Here is a 20,893-nt window from a genome sequence, read left to right as displayed (position 1 = left end):
TGCATAAAAGGTATGGAGTAAAGCTAGTTTGTTTTGTATCATTGACTTGTTGTTTTTTCAGATGTCTAATTTTAAAGTGGTGGGGAGAGAGACGGGATGGCCGGTATATTAACAGAAAAAGAATATGAGATACATTATTATGAAGTGGATTATAAAAACAGAGCATTAATTACAAGCCTAATTGATTACTTTGGAGATATTGCAATACATCAAAGTGAAACACTGAATATTGGTATGGATTATTTAAAAGAAAATAATATTGCATGGATATTATATAAGTGGGATATAAAGGTTAAAAGATATCCTAAATTCAGAGAAAAAATAAAAATTGGAACCCAGCCATACGGCATTAAAAAGTTTTATGCTTATAGAAATTTTTATATATTATCTGAGGATGGAGAAAAAATTGTTACAGCAGATTCAGTTTGGATGTTAATTGATACAGTAAAGCGAAAACCAATAAAAATTAATGGATTTTTAAAAAATACTTTTGGATTAACTGATGATGATAATAAAATTTTAAAAATACACAAGCTAAATAAAATAGACAAGATTGATAATGAAGTTGATTTTAGAATCAGATACAGTGATATTGATACTAATGGACATGTAAATAATGAAAAATATGCAGCATGGTTAATAGAAAGTGTACCTTTGGATATAGTTTTAAATCATACTCTTGAAAATATTAAAATTACTTATAGAAAAGAAACCAAGTATGGAGAAACAATAAAAGTACTTACAAAGATTAATCATGAAGATGATAAAATAGTTTGCATACATAAAATTGTAAATGTAGATAAAGAACTTACTTTAGGTGAAACAATATGGAGAAAAAGTTAAAAAATACACAGGTATGACCAGTTGTTGATTTTTTAACAATATTATTGTTATTTGAACGAAATTAAGGGGTTTAAGGTATATTTTTATATTAAATTAATTTATAATAACTAAAAAATAATAGATCTAGATTTAAGTATATATAGCATTAATACCAGTAAATATGGGGTGCATAATATTTTTAAAAGATATAGTATTGTGCATTCTTATGGTATAAATATACAAGAAAACAATAATATAGGTTAAAGTTAATGTTGTATTATTTTTAACTAATATGATAATAACTGTAAGGTATGATATACTGTTTACATAGAATATAGAATTATTAAGGAGGAAGGATTTATGAGTACAAAAGTAACAATAAATGTATCGGATAATATTTATTCATATTGGAAAAGACAAGCTCATAAATATTTCAATGGAGAAGTAAGTGGTTATTTAGCTGATATAACTGAAAAAGACAAAGAAAAAAATCAAGGAAGAAGCGTTAGTGTATATGATGGTAACGTTCTCGGATATATAGATGCAACATTAGTTAAAAAGCTAAAAGAAAAAGATGATCGAGAATATTGGTTAGTTGATACTGGAATAGGATATCAATTAAAACGCTGGATATCTAAATAAGAAAAGTGTAATACACTTTTCTTATTTAATTGCAGCGTTTCTAGCTGCAATTGATCCACAAGCCCATGCCCACTGTAAATTAAAGCCCCCGCAGTCTCCATCTACATCTAGTATTTCACCAGCAAAATATAGATTAGGTATTATTTTAGATTCTAGAGTATTAGGGTTTATCTCTTTAGTATTTATCCCGCCAGCAGTTACCTGAGAGTTATTAAATCCGTTTGTGCCAATAACTTCAAAGCTCCAATTCTTTAATAAGTTATAAATGTTTTTCTTTTCAAGGTATGTTAGTTCCCAACAAGATTTATGCATGTTGTCTATTCCACTTTCTTTTAAAAGAATTGGTATTATCTTTTTGTTTATTATTCCTACCAAAGAATCATGTACACTTCTATATCCAAATATACCCCAGTGATTTTCCAAAAAATTTTCTAGCTCATTTAAGGATAAATTATTAATCATATCTAATTTTAAGGTTACTTTTTTACTTTGATAAATAGCATAAGCTGCATTTCTGCTTAGCTGAAGTATAGGTGGTCCAGAAATGCCGTAGTTGGTAAATAATATTTCGCCATCTTCTTTTTTTATACTTTTATTATCTACGAAAATTTCAGCAGTACCTTCAAATTTTACGCCAGATAAAGCTTTTAGCTTAGAATGATTTAATTTTAGCTGTACAAGGGCAGGAAGAGGTTCTATAATACTATGCCCTAATTTTTTTGCTAGATTAAATCCTGAACCATCTGAACCGGTTTTTGAAGCTGATTTACCACCACAGCAGAGAATTAGTTTAGTACATTCATAAGTTGTATCACTATTAGTTACTAGTTTAAAATTATTTTTAGAATAATTTATATTACTAACGTTAGTATCTAAATAAACAGGGATTTGTCTTTCTTCTAGAGCACTTCTTAAGATGTCTAATACAGAAGAGGCTTGAAGAGACATAGGATACATTTTACCATCATCTAAAGTTATTAAGGGTAACCCTAGCATTTTAAAAAGATTTATAGTATCCAAATTTGTAAAATAAGTTAAAACAGGTTCAAAAAAATTAGTATTTTTGCTATGATATTTTTCTAATGTTATATTCTCATTAGTAATATTACATCTTCCGTTACCAGTAGATAATATTTTCTTACCTATTCTGCTATTACTTTCTATTATTGCTGTATCTATTCCCATATCCTTTGCAGTAATTGCTGCTGTAATTCCTGCAGCGCCACCGCCAATTATTATAAGTTCGTGTTTCAAAGTAAACACCCCTTTAATTACAAAATATTTATTTCTTATTGTACCACACATTTTTAATACTACTATAATAAAATGTTATATAGATATTAATATTTTGGGAGAGATTATAATGAATCAAATATATTATAGAAATTTAATATCTGGTATTAATGTTAAAGTTCCTCTTATGGACGGAAGTTATTGTACAGCTATAAATTTTGATAATGCGGCTACAACTCCTCCTTTTCATTCAGTAATACAACAAATTATAAAATTTATTCCTTTTTATGCATCAGTTCATAGAGGGGCTGGGTACAAATGCCAATTTTGTACAAGTATGTATGAAAAAACTAGAAAGGTAGTTGCTAAATTTGTAAATGCAGATTTAGATAAAAGTACGGTTATTTTTGTATCAAATACAACAGAAGGGCTAAATAGACTTTCTAATATTTTTTATGAAAAATATAAAAAATATGTTGTTTTATCTACAGATATGGAACATCATTCAAATGATTTACCATGGAGAAAATATGAGCTGGATTATGTTCCAGTGGATAAATATGGTAGAATAACCTTGGAAAATTTAGAGAAAAAGTTAAAAGAATATAAGGGAAAGGTAAAGATAGTAACGATTTCGGGAGCATCTAATGTTACAGGATATAGGAATGATATATATAAAGCTGCAGAAATAGTTCACAAATATGGTGCTAAGATAATAGTTGATGGAGCACAACTTGTTCCTCATGCTGAAGTTAATATGCGAAAAGGAGAAAATAATTATATAGATTATCTAGTGTTTTCAGCGCATAAAATGTATGCTCCATTTGGTGGGGGAGCTTTAATAGGACCTAAAGAAGAACTTGAGAAACTAGAGCCAGATTATAAGGGTGGAGGTACAGTTGATTTTGTAACTCATGATTTTGTTATGTGGGCAGATGATCCATTAAAGGATGAACCAGGTACTCCAAATGCCATAGGAGCAATAGCATTAGGAACAGCAATAAAAACGTTACAAATGCTAGGCATGAAGAATATTGAGAAACATGAAAATAGTTTAGTGAAATATGCTCTTTATAGTTTAAGAAACATCCCAGATTTAAAGTTATATTGTGATAAAGACAATGAAGCAGGACATATAAGTGTTATTTCTTTTAATATAGAAGGTGTGCATCATGAAATAGTAGCTAAAATTCTTTCATATGAATTTGGTATTGCTGTTAGAACTGGATGTTTTTGTGCAGAACCTTATGTTCAAAAATTAGTAGGAATAACTCCAGAACAAATGTCTGATATAATAAATGAAAAAGTAGACCCGCCAGGAATGGTTAGAGTAAGTTTGGGCTTGTATAATAATCAGAGAGAAATTGATATTTTAGTTTATGCGCTTAATAAAATTGTAAGAAATAAACAAGCATATATTGATAAATATAAGTCTATAGATAATAGTTTGTTTTTTTAAATTCAGAGTTGATATACTTAGCTAGCTTGCTGGCTAGCATATCAACTTCTAATTTATTTAAGCTTAGTGTTAGCATTTAAACTACAAAAATAAGTTCTATATAAGCGTAAATTATTTAGTGATTTTTAGAATTGAAATATATTAAATATTAATAAAATTTAGAATATAACAGTTGATTATGTTAAAATATAATAGAAATAGAAATATTCTTATAGAATAAGATATAGCTTGATATATTATCTAGTATTTTCAGAAGAAGGGAGTAGCTTATATGCTTACTATATATGCAGTATCAGACTCAATAGGAGAAACAGCGGTGCTAGTAGCTAAAGCTTCAGCTAATCAATTTGGAGCAAATATACAAGTGAATAGGACACCTTATATTAATAGTATAGAAGAGGCTAATAAATTTATTAGTAGCATAGAAGAACCTGAAAATTCAGCAATAATTTCGACAATAGTTTTAGTTGATGTTAGAGAATTTTTAGTGCAAAGATGTGTAGAAAAAGGAATAAACATAATAAATGTTTTAGGACCTTGTATAAGTACATTATCACGAATGATAGGAAAAGAACCAGATTATAGACCAGGTGCTGTTTGGAAAATAGATGATGATTATTATAAAAAAATTGAGGCTATGGAATTTGCGGTACAGTATGATGATAGTAAAAACCACAGCGGAATAAAACATGCTGATGTTATTTTAGTAGGACTTTCAAGAACATCTAAAACTCCTTTATGCTTGTATTTAGCTAATAAAGGAATAAAAGCATTAAATGTTCCATTAATGCCTGAAACACCTATACCAGAAGAATTATATGAATTGGACAGAAAAAAAATAATAGGCCTTACTATAGATCCGATACATCTTATGGAAATAAGAAAGCATAGATTAAGTAAAATGAAAGCAAATTATAGAGAAATTGAGTATGCAAATGGTGAAAGAATATTGGATGAGCTAGAACATGCTGATAGAGTTATGAGAAGATTGGGTTGCAAAAAGATAGATGTAACCAAAAGAGCTATAGAAGATACAGCTTTAATTATTATGGATAGTATAGGGTATAATTCAGACAAAAAATAGCAATTTTTATCAAGAATTTATTAGCAATAAAAAAAAATGCAAAAAAAGTGTTGACACTTTTATAAAATTCATGTATCATATTCTTCGTCGGGTAACGCAGGCAGAACAAGTTAAATCTGAAGAAAAATATGATATGGCTCCTTGGTCAAGCGGTCAAGACACCACCCTTTCACGGTGGTAACAGGGGTTCAATTCCCCTAGGAGTCACCATTAAAGTTTTATGGGCGCATAGCTCAGCTGGGAGAGCACCTGCCTTACAAGCAGGGGGTCACAGGTTCGAGCCCTGTTGTGCCCACCATAAAACAAAAAGCAAATGTGGCCTAGTGGCTCAGTTGGTTAGAGTACCGGCCTGTCACGCCGGGGGTCGAGGGTTCGAGTCCCTTCTAGGTCGCCACTTAAGCTGGCATGGCTCAACTGGTAGAGCAACTGACTTGTAATCAGTAGGTTCCGGGTTCAAGTCCTGGTGCCAGCACCATTAAAAGTGTAAGATGAAAAATATGATATGGCTCCTTGGTCAAGCGGTCAAGACACCACCCTTTCACGGTGGTAACAGGGGTTCAATTCCCCTAGGAGTCACCATTAAAGTTTTATGGGCGCATAGCTCAGCTGGGAGAGCACCTGCCTTACAAGCAGGGGGTCACAGGTTCGAGCCCTGTTGTGCCCACCATAAAACAAAAAGCAAATGTGGCCTAGTGGCTCAGTTGGTTAGAGTACCGGCCTGTCACGCCGGGGGTCGAGGGTTCGAGTCCCTTCTAGGTCGCCACATGCTGGCATGGCTCAACTGGTAGAGCAACTGACTTGTAATCAGTAGGTTCCGGGTTCAAGTCCTGGTGCCAGCACCAAAAACCTTAAGCGTAAGCTTAAGGTTTTTTGTTTATAAAATATTAGTTTTAATGATGATATAATTAAAAATTTTAAATGCGAAATTAAAATAGCTGCTGATAATTAATTATCAGCAGCTATTTTATTAGAGAGATTTCATTTTATTTAGATTCATTTTAATTCGTATATCTTCACCATAAAAATGATATAAATTAAAGTTTCCAAGCAATCTAGATGTAATTCTATCGGTATAAGTTTTTAAAAGTTCATCTAAAGAATAATTAGTAGAAACCAGCATTTTGTTTTTGTTTAATAATTTCTTATTAATTAAATTGAATAATTCGGTTTTAGAAAAATTATTTATTTGTTCAGTTCCTAAATCATCTATAATTAATAAGTCACAATCAAAGAGTAAATTTTCTAGTTCATAGTCATGTTCCAAACGTATTTTTCTTAAATCTTTAATTAAATCTTCAGCGGTTCTATATATAACTAGATATCCTCTATCTAGAAGTTCTTTAGCTATGCAGTGAGTTAGAAAAGTTTTTCCACTGCCTGGATCACCGTAAAATAATATATTATCATTATTAGAAGAAAAAGTTTCAATAAAGTATAAACAATGTTTTACTATAGATTCAATGTTTTTTCTTGGACTTTTTGGATATCTTTCTGATGTTTTTGTAGAAAAACATTCATAACTAAAATTATTAAAGTTATCTTCTTCTAAAATTGTGTTTAGCTCAGAATTTTTATAGTATAGATAAACCAGCTTTTTTTTGTAGCAAGTACAACGGTTATTTCCAATAAATCCTGTATCTTTACATTTTTGACATCTATAGTGTAAAGATAAATAATCCATAGCATATCCATTAGATACTAAAAGCTCAGATTTAGTTACTCTAAGATCGGTGATTTTTTCTCTAAGCTTTTTTAAATATTCATCTCTATTTTTTATAGATTTAAAGGAAGATATAGCTAGCTCAATAGAAAATTTACTTATTTCTTTCTCTATATTCAGTACATTAGGGAGTTTTCCTTTGATTTCATTCTTCCTTTCTTTTAGAGCGTTTTGTTCTTGTTCTCTAATTGTTTCATAAATTTTTAATATTTGACTTTGATAGCCTTTAATCATTATTATCCCATCCTAATAATTTTTTCTCTATTTCATCAAGATCATAAGAACGCTGTTTACGATTACTAAAAGTATCTTTTGGTGAAGGCATATTATAATTTTTGTTATAATAATTATTCTTTTTAAAAGTTGTTTTATGGGTATCTTTTTTTTCAATATCTTCAAGAGTTTTTATATTGCTTTTAAACCAATTATTTAGAATCGCATCAATATATTTAAAATCAGCTTTATTTATTCTTTCAAAACAAATATCGGAAGCTTTATATATTACGTCTAGAGGAAACTTATATACATTAATCCATTTATCCAATATTTGTTCCTGAGGCTTCATAACTTCATTAGTGTTTATACCCATATATTTCAATATTTTTTTTATGCTTAGCCATTTATCTTCGTGTTTTTTTATGAAAAGTTGAGCATCATCTATAGTTCTAATTTTTGCATCATGCCAAGATATGGCTATTTTTTCCATGTACCTATAGTCTGTTTTACCTTTAGATATGCTATATTGTATTAAAAGTAATATTATTTCTGGCGAATAGTTAAAATCTTTTTGCCAGCTTAAATACATGGTCATTTCTTTATTAGAAAGAGGTCTACCAAGAAGTTTTTCAATATCTGTCATCATATCTCTAAAAGAGTTATTATCTAATTCTTTTAATAGATTTGAGTTATTATCATTTTTTATGTGAGAATTACTTAAATCTAAAAATTCTATGGAAAAATTGCCCATAGAGTCTATTTCGGTTAAGCTTATTACGCCTTCATCATTCCAATATTTCCAAGCATCCATAATATCTTCTTCAGATAAACTAAGTGTATTTGATATACTTTCAGAATTTACTCCTAGTTCTCCGGATAGAGAATATCTTAGACTAAGCAGATATATCTTAATATATTTACCACTTGATTTTGGCATAAATTCATCTATAAATATGTTGCTTATAGGGGTATATTCAAGAGCTTTATGTTTAAACATGAATGTACTCATGTAATCGCTACCTTTCTTTAATTTATGGTTGTGTTTAATAGTACAAATTAATATTTAAAATACAACTATTCTTATACAATATATAGTGTATACAACAATTAATTATAACAAAATATAGAGTTTTACACAATTAACATAATATAAACAAATATAGTATAGATACTATTATATAAGATAATATAGATTAATCAAATAATAATCTTATAAAAAATATACATAATTTAAGTGAATATGGGTATATTAGAAAAATGTGAAAGGAGCGTTTAATTTGAGTACGATAGATAAATATACCCGAGAGTTTAGTGTTATAGTTATAATACTAACTTTCATTATATGTTTTATGTTGTATTATCAATGTAAACCTAATGTATATGAAGTTAAGCTAGGAGATGAACATATAGCGTATGTAAAGGATAAAAGTGACTTTGAAAATATTTTAACCAAAATAAAGAAAGATATGAACCAAAAATTTGAAAGTTTTAAATTAAAAGATGATTTTAGTTTAAAAAAAATAAAAGTAAAGAAAGAAATTTTGGAGAATGAGAATGAAGACGAGATAAAAAAAGCTATTTGTCAAAATAGCAGTATAAAAGTTGAGGCTGTAATGATTAAGTCGGATGGTAAAGAATTGGGAATAGTAGCTAATAAAGATGAAGGTATACAGACTTTAACTGTAATAAGAAATTATTATGCAAATAAAAACAATTTAAACAATATAATAGATAGTAAAGTAAAAAATTCTATAGATTTTATTAAAGTTAATTCGTATATATCTAGAGTTAAGACTCCAGATGAAATAGGAGAATATATTATTACTAATAATATATTTAAAGATAAAAAGCCTTTGGTTAGTTTTGAAATAAAGGGTTATAAAAAAGAAGAAGTGAAGATAATTCCAACAACGATCATTAAATGGTCTAAAGATTTATCGGATGGATCTGTCAAAGTTTTAAGTGATGGAAAAGAAGGAGTTAAGGTTGTTGATGAGGAGATTACATTAGAAAATGATATAATCGTAAGCAAAAAACCAATTTCTGAAAAAGTACTTGAGACTTCTATACAGAGGGTAGTGTTAAAAGGTAATAAAATAGGAGTAAATAAAAGTAAGAATAGTAAAAGTGTAAGCACATATTCTTTAGCACTTTTACGTCCCTGTAGAGGCAGTATAAGTTCACCTTTTGGAAGACGATGGGGAAGGATACATAAAGGAATTGATATTGCAGCGAATAAGGGAACTCCAATTAAAGCTGCATATGATGGAACTATTTCTTATGCAGGATGGATAGAAGGTTATGGGAAAGTAGTAAAAATAAATCATGGAAATGGATTAGAAACTCTTTATGCACATTGTAGTGCCATTAAAGTAAAGAAAGGACAAAATGTAAAGAAAGGAGAACTTATAGGTAATGTAGGAAGTACTGGTCACAGTACAGGTCCTCATGTACATTTTGAGGTTAGAATCAATGGAATAGCTCAAAATCCTGTAAGTTATATAAAAAATTCAGCCTAAGTAGGCTGAATTTTTTATATAACTTAACTATTCTATTTTTAAACAATTAAATAACGATATAATATAATAAGTTTATAATATATTATATTTTTAGGGGTGAGAAGGTGTGAAAGATTCTAAACTATTATTAAGGGAGTTAGAACAAATAGATGGTAAAGGATATAAAGCATATAAAGATATAGAAGGTAAGTATAAATTTGATAAGTATATACTTTCTATAGAGCATGTTCAAGGAGATCCTTTTGCTGCTCCATCTAGAATAAGAATAATTATAGAACAAAAATATGCTAAATTTCCGCTACAATATTTTAATGAAAACCATAAAAGAATAGCAGTAGTAGATTTTTTAACTAGACTTGTTTATAAAAATATAAATAAATACTATGATAAAGTTAATGGCTCGGGAAAAAGTGGTGTCTTAGCAATTGATAATTGTGATCAAGAGATACTGGACAGAACCTCTATATATATTAATAATGATAGAGTAGAAGCAAGACTTGAAGTAGGGCTTCCAGCTGCTGGTAGACGTATACTTGCAAAACAGACAAAAACTATATTCTTTGATGTTATGCCCATAATTGTTGAACAAAGCTTATTTTTTAAAAATACAGATAAGAAAGCTTTAATAAACCACATAAAGCTTGTAGAAGACCAAAATTACATAAGAAAACAATTAAAGAGAAAAAATATATGTTCATTTATTGCAAATGGTTCTATTTTACCAAGAGAAAGTGGTATTTCAACAAAACCATTAAAAAAACAAGCAGTTCCATTTAAAAGTCCTAAAAGCTTAGAAATAGAATTAAATTTACCAAATGAAGGAATTATAAAAGGTATGGCAATACCAAATGGAATAACTTTAATTGTTGGAGGAGGATATCATGGTAAATCTACTATTTTAAAAGCATTAGAATTAGGAGTGTATAACCATATTAAAGGTGACGGAAGAGAATTTGTTATAACGAATGATAGCGCTGTAAAAGTTAGAGCGGAAGATGGGAGGAAAATTGAAAAGGTTGATATTTCGTTATTTATAAATAATCTTCCTAATGGTAAATCGACAAAGAAGTTTTCAAGTGAAAATGCCAGTGGAAGTACGTCTGAAGCTGCAAATATAGTAGAGGCTTTAGAAGGAAAAACAAAATTACTTTTAATTGATGAGGATACAAGTGCTACTAATTTTATGATTAGAGATAAGAAAATGCAAAAACTAGTGAGTGTAGATAAAGAACCTATAACTCCTTTTATTAATAGGGTTAGAAGTCTATATATAAATAAAGATGTTTCTACAATTTTAGTGGTAGGAAGTTCAGGTGATTACTTTAATGTAGCTGATACTGTTATAATGATGGATGAATATAAACCTATTGATGTAACAAAAGTAGCAAAACAAATAGCAGATAATAAAGTGTTGCCAGAAGTAGATTTAGATAGCGGTGAAATTAATATGTATTGTAATAGAGTTGTTTTAAATAGAAGTTTCCCTGAAAATTATAAGGGTGTAAAAGTAAAAATAAATGGGATGCATACAATTTTATATAATAAAATTACTGTCGATTTGAAAAGTGTAGAGCAAATTGTTGATATTAGTCAGACTAATGCTATTGGAGAAATATTTAAATATATAAAAAATAATGTAAAAGATGAAGAAATGACATTAACTGAAATTGTAGATAAAGTTTATAAAGTCATTAATGAAAAAGGACTTGATTACATTTCATCTAAAAAGGGTCATCCAGGAAGGCTTGCATTACCAAGAAAACACGAAATAGCATCAGCTTTAAATAGATTTAGGGAACTTAGAATTAAATAAAAAAACCAATAATTGTAAAACAAATTGATGAAAATATTACAATTCTGTTAAGAAATTAGAGGCTAGTTGACACGGATTTATTTTTAATATATACTTTGATTATCAAAATATTTGAAAGTCGAAACAATTTTGAAATGGTGATCTAATGAATAAATCTATAAAAAATGTTTTAAATGAGTTATTAGTAGATACATTTAATGAAATACTAACAATTGAGCAAATGGCACTTAAGTCTGGAAGATTAAATGATTTATCGGCAACAGAAATTCATACAATTGAAGCAATAGGAATGTATATACCAAGAGCTATGTCGGAAGTAGCAAATGATTTAGGAATTACAGTAGGAACCTTATCAACTGCTATAAATAATTTGGTAAAAAAAGGTTATGTTGAAAGAAAAAGAGATGAAAAAGATAGAAGAGTAGTAAAGATTACGCTTACTAAAAAGGGCAAGTTAGCTTATAGAGTTCATGAAAAATTTCATTCAGATATGATAAAAGAAACCATTAAAGGGTTATCAGAAGAAGAAGAAAAAGTATTAGCAGGAGCTTTAGGTAAGTTAAATGAATTTTTCAAAATTAAATATAATATAAAAAAAAGATGAGAAGGAAAGGTACATTAATATGTATGAAGTTAAGATAGTAGGTACAGGGAGTTATGCTCCATCAAATATTATAAGTAATGAAGATATGTCTAAGGTTGTAGATACCAATGATGAATGGATAAAAAGTAGAACAGGTATAAGAGAAAGAAGAATATCTAAAGAAGAGAACACATCTCAACTTTCAATTGAAGCTGCAAAAAGAGCTTTAGACAGTGCAAATTTAAAGCCAGAAGATGTGGATTTAATAGTACTTGCAACTCTAACACCAGATTGTTTTATTCCATCAACAGCTTGTTTGGTACAAAAAGAAATTAAAGCGGTTAATGCTACATGTTTCGATATATCAGCAGCTTGTACTGGATTTATTTATGCACTTAATATTGCTTCTCAATTTATAAAAACAGGACAACATAAAACAGCTTTAGTTATTGGAGCAGAAGTATTATCAAAAGTAGTTGATTGGAAAGATAGAAATACTTGTGTTCTTTTTGGAGATGGAGCAGGAGCTGCTATTCTTCAAAGAAGTAATGAAAAGGGAATTATATCAGAATATACAGGTTCAGATGGAAGTAAAGGAGAGCATTTAGAATGTGATGCTATTCCACTTAGAAGCTTTTTGGTTGAAGAGGAAGAAGTAACCAGCAATTTTGTATCTATGAATGGAAGAGAGATATTCAAATTTGCTACACATGTAATGGTAGAATGTATAAACAAAGTTTTACAAGACGCTGAGTGTAGTTTGGATGATATAAAATATATAATCCCTCACCAAGCAAATATGAGGATTATTGAGTATGTTTGTAAAAAATTAAAAATAGATAAAGAAAAATTCTTTATCAATTTAGATAGATATGGGAACACGTCTGGAGCGAGTATAGCAATTGCTTTAGATGAGGCCGCTCAACAAGGTTTGTTTAACAAAGGAGATAAGATAATTCTTGTTGGATTTGGTGGCGGTCTAACATATGGAGCACAGCTAATTCAATGGTAGGTTCAATAAGCTTAGAGTTTATAAAAATAGAAAATAAATTATAAAAAATTATATATATATTAGGAGGAGTTTATTATGACATTTGAAAGAATTAGAAAAGTTATAGCAGAACACTTAGATATGAATGAAGAGGAAATAAAATTAGAATCTACATTTGAAGATGATTTAGGAATTGATTCACTAGATATTTTTGAAATTGTTATGGAATTAGAAGATGAATTCAAAATGGAAATTCCTAGTGAAGATCTTGAGGAAATGGAAAAAGTTAAAGATTTTGTTACATATATAAATTCAAAAGCTAAATAATAATTCAAAAGAATTAATAATAGACTGCTTATAATGTCAGCAGTCTTATTTTATAGGAGAGTATATATATGGCTAAGATTGATTTGTTTAAAAAATTAGGAATAAAACATCCCATAATTCAAGGTGGAATGGCATGGATAGCAGATAGTTCATTAGCTGCAGCTGTATCAAATGCAGGTGGAATTGGGATTATAGCAGGAGCTAATGCGCCTGTAGATTATATTAGACAGGAAATAAGAAAGACAAAGGAACTTACAGATAAACCATTTGGAGTAAATATAATGCTTCTAAGTGATAACTCTAAGGAATTAGCAGAACTTGTTTGTGAAGAAGGAGTAAAAGTAGTAACAACTGGTGCAGGAAATCCGGGTAAATATATGGAGATGTGGAAGAAACATAATATTACAGTAATACCTGTAGTTGCTTCAGTAGCATTAGCAAGAAGGATGGAAAGAAGTGGAGCAGATGCAGTTATTGCAGAAGGAACTGAAGCAGGAGGTCATATTGGTGAACTTACAACTATGGCGCTTGTTCCACAGGTAGTTGATGCTATAAATATTCCTGTAATTGCAGCTGGTGGTATTGGTGATGGTAGAGGAGTAGCAGCAGCATTTATGCTTGGAGCGTCTGGTATTCAAATTGGCACACGATTTTTAGTTGCTAAAGAATGTACTGTACATCAGAATTATAAGGATAAAGTAATAAAAGCAAAGGATATTGATTCTGTTGTTACTGGAAGAATAACTGGGCATCCAGTGAGAGTTATACGAAACAAATTAGCTAGAAAATTTAAGGAGTTAGATAAAAATTCAGAGCTTTTAAAAGAATATGAAGAACTAGGCAAAGGGGCTCTTCCAAGAGCAGCAAGAGACGGCGATATTGAAATGGGATCGGTTATGGCTGGACAGATAGCTGGATTAATAAAGAAAGAACAAAGCTGTAAGGAAATAATTGAAGAAATGTTTCAAGAAGCAACAAAATTAGGAGGTTACCATGAGTAAGATTGCATTTTTATTTTCAGGTCAAGGTGCTCAATATGTAGGTATGGGTAAAGAAGTTTATGATAGCATACCTAAATGTAAAGAAATCTATGAAAAAGCAGATGAAGCTTTAGGATTCTCAATAAGTAAGCTATGTTTTGAAGGAAGTAAAGAGGAGCTGGATAGAACAGAAAACACTCAACCAGCTATTGTTACTACAAGTATAGCATTACTTAAAGCATTAGAGCAGAATAATATAAAAGCTGATGCAGCAGCAGGCTTAAGTCTTGGAGAATATTCAGCTTTAGTATATAGTGGCGCTTTGAATTTTGAGGATGCGGTTAGACTTGTTAAAAAGAGAGGTAAATATATGCAAGAAGCGGTACCACAAGGTGTTGGTACTATGGCAGCCGTTTTAGGGCTGGATAATGATAAAGTAAAAGAAGCATGTGAAGCTTGCAAGGAGATAGGTATAGTTGAAGTTGCTAATTTCAACTGTCCTGGTCAAATAGTTATTGCTGGGGAAATTAAAGCTGTTGAAGTTGCTAGTGAAAAGGCTAAAGAATTAGGAGCAAAAAGAGTAATACCACTTACCGTTAGTGCACCTTTTCATACTTCTATGTTAGAGCCAGCAGCAGAAAAGCTTTATGAAGAACTTAAAAACGTAAATATTGATGACATGCAGGTTAAAGTTATGACTAATGTTACAGGAGACTATGTTAAAGATAAATCACAGATAAAAGAATTGTTAAGAAAACAGGTTATGAGTTCAGTAATGTGGGAAGATATAATAAGGAATATGATGAATGAAGGAATAGATGTTTTTATTGAAATAGGTCCAGGAAAAGCATTAAGTGGATTTGTAAAGAAAATAAACAGAAAAGCTACTATATTAAATATAGAAGACTTAAAATCACTTAATAAAACAATAGAAAAGCTTAAAGAAATTTAAAGAATTTAGGGTAAAAAAGTCTAAACTAAAATAAATTACTAAACTCAAAAAATTGGGAGGAGTAGTATGGAAAAGTTAATGCTAAAAGGGAAGACAGCGATAGTTACAGGAGCTAGTAGAGGGATAGGAAAAGCTATTGCTTTGAAATTTGCTGAACTTGGAGCTAATGTAGTTTTGAATTATAGAAGTAGTATAAATGCAGCAGAAGAAGTGGCAAAAGCAATAGAGGCAAAAGGAGTAAAAGCATTATTAGTTCAAGCGGATGTAAGTAAGTTTGAAGATGGTGAAAAGATAATAAATGCAGCTCAAGAAGCATTTGGTTCAGTAGATATACTAGTTAATAATGCAGGAATAACTAAGGATACACTACTTATAAGAATGAAAGAAGAAGAATTCGATAATGTTATAGAAGTTAATCTTAAAGGAGTATTTAATTGCACAAAACATGCAGCACGTGTAATGATGAAGCAAAGAAGTGGAAAAATTATAAATATATCATCAGTTGTGGGTCTTGCAGGAAATGCAGGTCAGGTGAATTACGCAGCTGCTAAGGCAGGAATATTAGGAATTACAAAATCAGTAGCAAAAGAATTAGCAGCAAGAGGAATAACTGTAAATGCTATAGCACCAGGATTTATTGCAACTGATATGACAGAAGCTTTATCAGATAAAATTAAAGAAAGTATAAAAAGTAATATTCCGTTAAGAAAATTAGGAACACCAGAAGATATTGCGGATACTGCAGCATTTTTAGTATCAGATATGGCAAACTATATTACAGGTCAAGTTATTAGTGTTGATGGTGGAATGCATATGTAAAAATAGTACTAGAAAATGAAATTTTCTATAAAAAAACAACTATAATATGTTTTATAGGTTTTTACTACATAGAACCTAACAAAAAAAGGGAGTGACAATATGGCAAATAGAAGAGTTGTAGTTACTGGGATAGGAGCTATTACTCCAGTTGGAAATAATGCAAATGATTTTTGGAATAGTATTAAAGAAGGAAAATGTGGAATAGATGAAATAAAGAACTTTGATACATCAGATTTTAAAGTTAAGTTAGCTGCTGAGGTTAAGAATTTTAATGCTTTAGATTACCTAGATAGAAAAGAATCAAGAAGAATGGATAAGTTTTGTCAATTTGCTATGATAGCTGCTAATGAAGCTGTTAAAGATTCAAAGATTGATGAAGCAGATATAGATACAGAACGATTTGGAGTTATTGTAGGTTCTGGAATTGGTGGAATAACAACTATAGAAGAACAACACAAGAAATTAATGGAAAAAGGACCGGGCAGAATATCACCATTTTTTATTCCAATGATTATAAGCAACATGGCAGCAGGAAATATTGCTATTAAGCATGGAGCAAAAGGAATTTGTAGTACAGTAGTTACAGCTTGTGCTACAGGAACGCATGCTGTTGGAGAAGCTTTTCATAATATTAGAAATGGTTTATCAGATGTAATAATAGCAGGGGGAACTGAAGCATCAATTACACCATTAGCGGTAGCTGGATTTACATCACTTACAGCATTAAGTACAAATAGTGATCCTAACAGAGCATCTATCCCTTTTGATAAGGAGAGAGATGGATTTGTTATGGGTGAGGGTGCAGGAATACTAATTCTTGAATCTCTTGAACACGCACAAGAAAGAAATGCAAAGATATATGCAGAGATAGTAGGATATGGTGCTACAGGAGATGCTTATCATATGACTTCACCAGCTCCAGGTGGAGAAGGTGCAGCAAGAGCTATAAAGATTGCAATGCAAGATGCAGATATAAAACCAGAAGAAATTTCATATATAAATGCTCACGGAACTAGTACACCGTATAATGATAAATTTGAAACTGCAGCAATTAAGAGTGTATTTGGAGATAAAGCATATGATATTCCAGTAAGCTCAACAAAATCAATGACAGGACATTTACTTGGAGCAGCTGGTGCAATTGAAGCTATAATTTGTGCTAAATCATTACAAGAAAGTTATATACCAGCAACTATAGGATATAAAGTATCAGATGAAGAATGTAATTTGGACTATGTTCCAAATGAAGGAAGAGAACAAAAATTGCAATATGCAATGTCTAACTCTTTAGGTTTTGGTGGACATAATGCAACAATAGTATTGAAAAAATGGGATGCGAGGTAAAAAAATATGGATTACACAAGTATTCAAGAATTAATAAAAACTGTGAGTAATTCTAAACTTTCTTCTTTAGAAATTGAAACTGAAGGTATACGTATAGTAATGAAAAAAGGAGAAGAAGTTTCTTCTAAAGTAGTTGTGGAACAAAAAGAGATAAAAGAAGAAAAAATAGAAGAACCTCAAATTATAAAAAAGATTCAAGAGGAAGTAAGCTTAGAAAGTGAAGAAACACATGAAAACTTAGAAACTATAAGTTCACCTATAGTAGGAACTTTTTACTATGCGTCTGCACCTGATGCAGAACCTTTTGTAAAGATAGGAAGCAAAGTAAAAAAAGGAGAGGTGCTTTGTATAGTAGAAGCAATGAAATTAATGAATGAAATAGAAGCTGAAGAAAATTATGAAATAGTAGAAATGTTAGTTGAAAATGAAGAAATGGTAGAGTATGGTCAACCATTATTTAAAGCAAGAAAGATATAATTGATGTATTAAATAATAAAATATCCATCCATATGCAGTATTTTACTGCTTGGATGGCTTTAGACCGTCAGGGGTAAAGGTTAAAACAATAAGTTAATTCAGAAGAATTAATTAAGGAGGAACGGATAATGGCATTAGGAATAAAGGAAATACAAGAAATTATACCTCATAGATATCCCTTTTTGCTTGTAGATAGAATAGAGGAAATTGAAGAAGGAAAAAGAGCGGTTGGATATAAAAATGTAACTATAAATGAATACTTTTTTCAGGGCCATTTTCCACAAGAGCCTGTTATGCCAGGTGTTTTAATAATAGAAGCACTTGCGCAGGTTGGGGCAGTAGCTCTTTTAAGCATGGAAGAATATAAAGGGAAAATCGCTTACTTTGGGGGAATAAATAAAGCTAAGTTTAGACGTAAGGTTGTTCCAGGAGATGTGATTAGATTAGAAGTAGAAATGACAAAAATGAGAGGTCCAGCAGGATTTGCAAAAGCAATTGCTACAGTGGACGGAAAAAAAGCAGCTGAAGCAGAGTTAATGTTTATGGTAGGAGATGCAGAATAAATAGGTATAATAGCAATTTTATATGTGTGGCGATGATATTATATTAGTGAATTGCTAGAAAGAGGGTGAAGGAATGTTTAATAAGATACTAATTGCTAATCGTGGGGAGATTGCAGTTAGAGTAATTAGAGCTTGTAGAGAAATGGGAATACAGACAGTAGCTGTATATTCAGATATAGATAAAAATGCATTGCATGTACAACTTGCAGATGAGGCTGTTTGTATAGGACCTGCTAAGGCTAGTGGTAGTTATTTAAATATGGAAAATATAATTAGTGCAACGGTTTTGACTGGTGCAGAAGCAATACATCCTGGTTTTGGATTTTTATCTGAAAATAGTAAGTTTGCACAAATGTGTAAGGAATGCAACATTACTTTTATTGGACCAGATTTTGAGACCATCGAAAAGATGGGGAATAAATCAAAAGCAAGAGAAATAATGATGGAATCAAAAGTACCTGTAATACCAGGAACAGAAGGTAGTGTAGATACTGTACAAGAAGCCTTACAAGAAGCAGATGAAATTGGTTATCCAGTGATGGTTAAGGCTTCTGCTGGTGGTGGTGGAAGAGGAATAAGAATTGTAAGAGCAAAAGATGAATTGAAAACTGCATTTGAAACAGCAAAGGCAGAGGCTAAAGGTGCTTTTGGAGACGATACTATGTATATAGAAAAATTTATTGAAAAGCCTCGTCATATAGAATTTCAAATTTTAGGAGATAATTACGGAAATATAATTCATCTTAATGAAAGGGACTGTTCTATTCAAAGAAGAAACCAAAAAGTATTAGAAGAAGCACCTTGTCCTATTATGAATGAAGAATTAAGAATAAAAATGGGAGAAACAGCGGTTAAAGCGGCTAAAGCTGTTAATTATAAAGGAGCAGGAACTATAGAATTTTTGGTGGATAATAAGTTTAATTTTTATTTCATGGAAATGAATACAAGAATTCAAGTAGAACATCCAATTACAGAGATGATAACAGGTGTAGATTTAGTAAAAGAACAAATAAAAATAGCAGCAGATGAAAAACTAGAATTATCTCAAGAAGATATTAAAATAGAAGGTCATTCAATAGAGTGTAGAGTAAATGCTGAAAATCCTGCAAAAGGATTTATGCCATCACCTGGAAAAATTACTATGGTTCATTTACCAGGTGGAAATGGAATAAGAATTGATAGTGCTATTTATCAAGAATATAAATTGCCTCCTACATATGATTCTATGGTAGCAAAGCTTATAGTTCATGGAAAAAATAGAGCAGAGGCTGTGGAGAAGATGAAGAGAGCGCTCGAGGAATTTGTTATAGAAGGTATAGATACTAATATAGACTTTCAGCTTAAGGTATTACAAAATGGGACTTTTCAAGAAGGAAGCTATGATACTGCATTTATTCAAAGCAACGAAAATACGTTGTTTTAAGGTAGGTGAATTTTATGTTTAAATTTAAGCCAGTTTTTAAGAAAACAAAATATATAACAGTTAAAAATACTATAGAAAATTTACCGAAGGAAGAAGAGAAAAAGCCTAATATTCCAGATGGTATGTGGATTAAATGTGATAAATGTGGCAAGATTTTATATAAAAAAGATTTAGACGCAAATTTTAAAATATGTAATCATTGTGGAAAACACTATAGAATGAGTGCAAAAGAGAGAATAGATTTAATTATAGATACAGGAACATTTAGAGAAATTGATACGGAGATTAAAACAATAAATCCTTTAGTTTTTGAAGGATATGAGGAAAAAGTAAATAAAGCTAAGAGTGTATCAAAACTTGAAGAAGCTGTGGTTACAGGAATTGGTAAATTGTATGGAAAAGATATTGTTATAGGTGTTATGGATGGCAATTTTATGATGGGAAGTATGGGATCAGTAGTAGGTGAAAAGATAACTCGTGCTATAGAAAAAGCTACTAAAAAAAATCTTCCTGTAATCTTGTTTACTGCATCTGGTGGAGCGAGAATGCAAGAAGGTGTTATTTCACTTATGCAAATGGCAAAAACTAGTGCTGCGATTGCAAGACATAATGAAGCTGGGCTTTTATATATACCAATACTTACAGATCCAACGACTGGAGGAGTTACTGCAAGCTTTGCAATGCTTGGAGATTTAATATTATCTGAACCACAAGCACTTATAGGATTTGCAGGACAAAGAGTTATAGAACAAACTATAAAGCAAAAACTTCCAGAAGGATTCCAAAGAGCAGAATTCTTACTAGAACATGGATTTTTAGATAAGATAGTGAATAGAAAAAAACTAAAAAAAACATTATATAAAATTTTAGAAATGCACTAATAATAGTTTAGAGTATGGAGTTTAGAATAAATTGAGAATTATTTC

20 protein-coding genes and 8 tRNA genes are annotated in these 20,893 nt (G+C 30.4%); 25 read left to right on the top strand and 3 right to left on the bottom strand.

Going from position 1 to position 20,893, the window contains the following annotated elements:
* Nucleotides 1-96: 96 nt before the first annotated feature.
* Both OW763_RS13230 and OW763_RS13225 read left to right on the top strand, forming a co-directional pair.
* Entirely contained in the window at nt 97-843 is a 747-nt protein-coding gene (locus OW763_RS13230; RefSeq protein WP_268041616.1) for an acyl-[acyl-carrier-protein] thioesterase, read from the top strand.
* Between the two features lie 339 nt (nt 844-1,182).
* A complete protein-coding gene (locus OW763_RS13225) occupies nt 1,183-1,464 on the top strand; it encodes a hypothetical protein (protein WP_268041615.1) in 282 nt (93 codons plus the stop codon).
* A gap of 21 nt (nt 1,465-1,485) precedes the next feature.
* Here OW763_RS13225 and OW763_RS13220 read toward each other — a convergent pair whose 3' ends face one another.
* Nucleotides 1,486-2,718, bottom strand: a complete 1,233-nt coding sequence (locus OW763_RS13220; RefSeq protein ID WP_268041614.1) for a BaiN/RdsA family NAD(P)/FAD-dependent oxidoreductase — start codon at nt 2,716-2,718, stop codon at nt 1,486-1,488.
* Between the two features lie 109 nt (nt 2,719-2,827).
* Here OW763_RS13220 and OW763_RS13215 point away from each other — a divergent pair, with 109 nt between their 5' ends.
* From OW763_RS13215 to OW763_RS13170, 10 genes are all read left to right on the top strand, one after another.
* Entirely contained in the window at nt 2,828-4,156 is a 1,329-nt protein-coding gene (locus OW763_RS13215) for an aminotransferase class V-fold PLP-dependent enzyme (RefSeq protein ID WP_268041613.1), read from the top strand.
* Between the two features lie 271 nt (nt 4,157-4,427).
* Nucleotides 4,428-5,240 carry a pyruvate, water dikinase regulatory protein gene (locus OW763_RS13210; protein ID WP_268041612.1) on the top strand — a complete coding sequence of 271 codons (813 nt, stop codon included), beginning with the start codon at nt 4,428-4,430 and terminating at the stop codon, nt 5,238-5,240.
* Nucleotides 5,241-5,375: 135 nt separating this feature from the next.
* A tRNA-Glu gene (locus OW763_RS13205) sits at nt 5,376-5,450 on the top strand.
* Nucleotides 5,451-5,462: 12 nt separating this feature from the next.
* A tRNA-Val gene (locus OW763_RS13200) sits at nt 5,463-5,538 on the top strand.
* A 19-nt stretch (nt 5,539-5,557) separates the two neighbouring features.
* A tRNA-Asp gene (locus OW763_RS13195) sits at nt 5,558-5,634 on the top strand.
* A gap of 5 nt (nt 5,635-5,639) precedes the next feature.
* Nucleotides 5,640-5,715: transfer RNA gene (locus OW763_RS13190), tRNA-Thr, on the top strand.
* A gap of 29 nt (nt 5,716-5,744) precedes the next feature.
* Nucleotides 5,745-5,819: transfer RNA gene (locus OW763_RS13185), tRNA-Glu, on the top strand.
* A 12-nt stretch (nt 5,820-5,831) separates the two neighbouring features.
* A tRNA-Val gene (locus OW763_RS13180) sits at nt 5,832-5,907 on the top strand.
* A 19-nt stretch (nt 5,908-5,926) separates the two neighbouring features.
* Nucleotides 5,927-6,003, top strand: a tRNA-Asp gene (locus OW763_RS13175).
* 3 nt (nt 6,004-6,006) lie between these two features.
* Nucleotides 6,007-6,082 (top strand) — tRNA-Thr (locus OW763_RS13170).
* 125 nt (nt 6,083-6,207) lie between these two features.
* Here the strand turns inward: OW763_RS13170 and OW763_RS13165 are convergent.
* Both OW763_RS13165 and OW763_RS13160 read right to left on the bottom strand, forming a co-directional pair.
* Nucleotides 6,208-7,194: an ATP-binding protein gene (locus OW763_RS13165; RefSeq protein WP_268041611.1), complete on the bottom strand. Its 987-nt coding sequence runs from the start codon at nt 7,192-7,194 to the stop codon at nt 6,208-6,210.
* Nucleotides 7,187-8,185, bottom strand: coding sequence for a DnaD domain protein (locus OW763_RS13160; protein WP_268041610.1), 999 nt, complete (start codon nt 8,183-8,185; stop codon nt 7,187-7,189). The genes OW763_RS13165 and OW763_RS13160 overlap by 8 nt, the downstream gene beginning before the upstream one ends.
* A 268-nt stretch (nt 8,186-8,453) precedes the next feature.
* Here OW763_RS13160 and OW763_RS13155 point away from each other — a divergent pair, with 268 nt between their 5' ends.
* The 13 genes from OW763_RS13155 (at nt 8,454) to accD (ending at nt 20,848) form a co-directional block, all read left to right on the top strand.
* Complete coding sequence (locus OW763_RS13155; protein ID WP_268041609.1) at nt 8,454-9,695, top strand: peptidoglycan DD-metalloendopeptidase family protein; 1,242 nt, start codon at nt 8,454-8,456, stop codon at nt 9,693-9,695.
* A gap of 106 nt (nt 9,696-9,801) precedes the next feature.
* Nucleotides 9,802-11,508 (top strand): ABC-ATPase domain-containing protein, encoded by a 1,707-nt coding sequence (locus OW763_RS13150; RefSeq protein WP_268041608.1) that lies wholly within the window; start codon nt 9,802-9,804, stop codon nt 11,506-11,508.
* Between the two features lie 145 nt (nt 11,509-11,653).
* Nucleotides 11,654-12,112: a MarR family winged helix-turn-helix transcriptional regulator gene (locus OW763_RS13145; protein WP_268041607.1), complete on the top strand. Its 459-nt coding sequence runs from the start codon at nt 11,654-11,656 to the stop codon at nt 12,110-12,112.
* Between the two features lie 19 nt (nt 12,113-12,131).
* On the top strand, nt 12,132-13,103 hold the full coding sequence (locus tag OW763_RS13140; protein ID WP_268041606.1) for a beta-ketoacyl-ACP synthase III: 972 nt from the start codon (nt 12,132-12,134) through the stop codon (nt 13,101-13,103).
* A 75-nt stretch (nt 13,104-13,178) separates the two neighbouring features.
* The gene (acpP, locus tag OW763_RS13135; RefSeq protein ID WP_268041605.1) at nt 13,179-13,409 is read left to right on the top strand and encodes an acyl carrier protein; all 231 of its coding nucleotides are present in this window, start codon (nt 13,179-13,181) and stop codon (nt 13,407-13,409) included.
* 68 nt (nt 13,410-13,477) lie between these two features.
* Nucleotides 13,478-14,410 carry an enoyl-[acyl-carrier-protein] reductase FabK gene (fabK, locus tag OW763_RS13130; RefSeq protein ID WP_268041604.1) on the top strand — a complete coding sequence of 311 codons (933 nt, stop codon included), beginning with the start codon at nt 13,478-13,480 and terminating at the stop codon, nt 14,408-14,410.
* Nucleotides 14,403-15,341, top strand: a complete 939-nt coding sequence (gene fabD, locus OW763_RS13125) for an ACP S-malonyltransferase (protein ID WP_268041603.1) — start codon at nt 14,403-14,405, stop codon at nt 15,339-15,341. Before fabK ends, fabD begins: the two co-directional genes overlap by 8 nt.
* Nucleotides 15,342-15,419: 78 nt before the next feature.
* Nucleotides 15,420-16,160 (top strand): 3-oxoacyl-[acyl-carrier-protein] reductase, encoded by a 741-nt coding sequence (gene fabG, locus OW763_RS13120; protein ID WP_268041699.1) that lies wholly within the window; start codon nt 15,420-15,422, stop codon nt 16,158-16,160.
* Nucleotides 16,161-16,259: 99 nt separating this feature from the next.
* Entirely contained in the window at nt 16,260-17,504 is a 1,245-nt protein-coding gene (fabF, locus tag OW763_RS13115) for a beta-ketoacyl-ACP synthase II (RefSeq protein WP_268041602.1), read from the top strand.
* A gap of 6 nt (nt 17,505-17,510) precedes the next feature.
* A complete protein-coding gene (accB, locus tag OW763_RS13110; RefSeq protein ID WP_268041601.1) occupies nt 17,511-17,981 on the top strand; it encodes an acetyl-CoA carboxylase biotin carboxyl carrier protein in 471 nt (156 codons plus the stop codon).
* A gap of 128 nt (nt 17,982-18,109) precedes the next feature.
* On the top strand, nt 18,110-18,544 hold the full coding sequence (gene fabZ / locus OW763_RS13105) for a 3-hydroxyacyl-ACP dehydratase FabZ (RefSeq protein ID WP_268041600.1): 435 nt from the start codon (nt 18,110-18,112) through the stop codon (nt 18,542-18,544).
* A gap of 73 nt (nt 18,545-18,617) precedes the next feature.
* Nucleotides 18,618-19,967, top strand: coding sequence for an acetyl-CoA carboxylase biotin carboxylase subunit (locus tag OW763_RS13100; protein WP_268041599.1), 1,350 nt, complete (start codon nt 18,618-18,620; stop codon nt 19,965-19,967).
* A gap of 14 nt (nt 19,968-19,981) precedes the next feature.
* Nucleotides 19,982-20,848 (top strand): acetyl-CoA carboxylase, carboxyltransferase subunit beta, encoded by an 867-nt coding sequence (gene accD, locus OW763_RS13095; protein WP_268041598.1) that lies wholly within the window; start codon nt 19,982-19,984, stop codon nt 20,846-20,848.
* The last annotated feature ends 45 nt before the right edge of the window (nt 20,849-20,893 follow it).

It is taken from the genome of Clostridium aestuarii (assembly GCF_026735135.1).
Classification (GTDB): Bacteria; Bacillota; Clostridia; order Clostridiales; family Clostridiaceae; genus Clostridium_H; species Clostridium_H aestuarii.
This window is presented reverse-complemented; position numbering and strand designations above follow the sequence as displayed.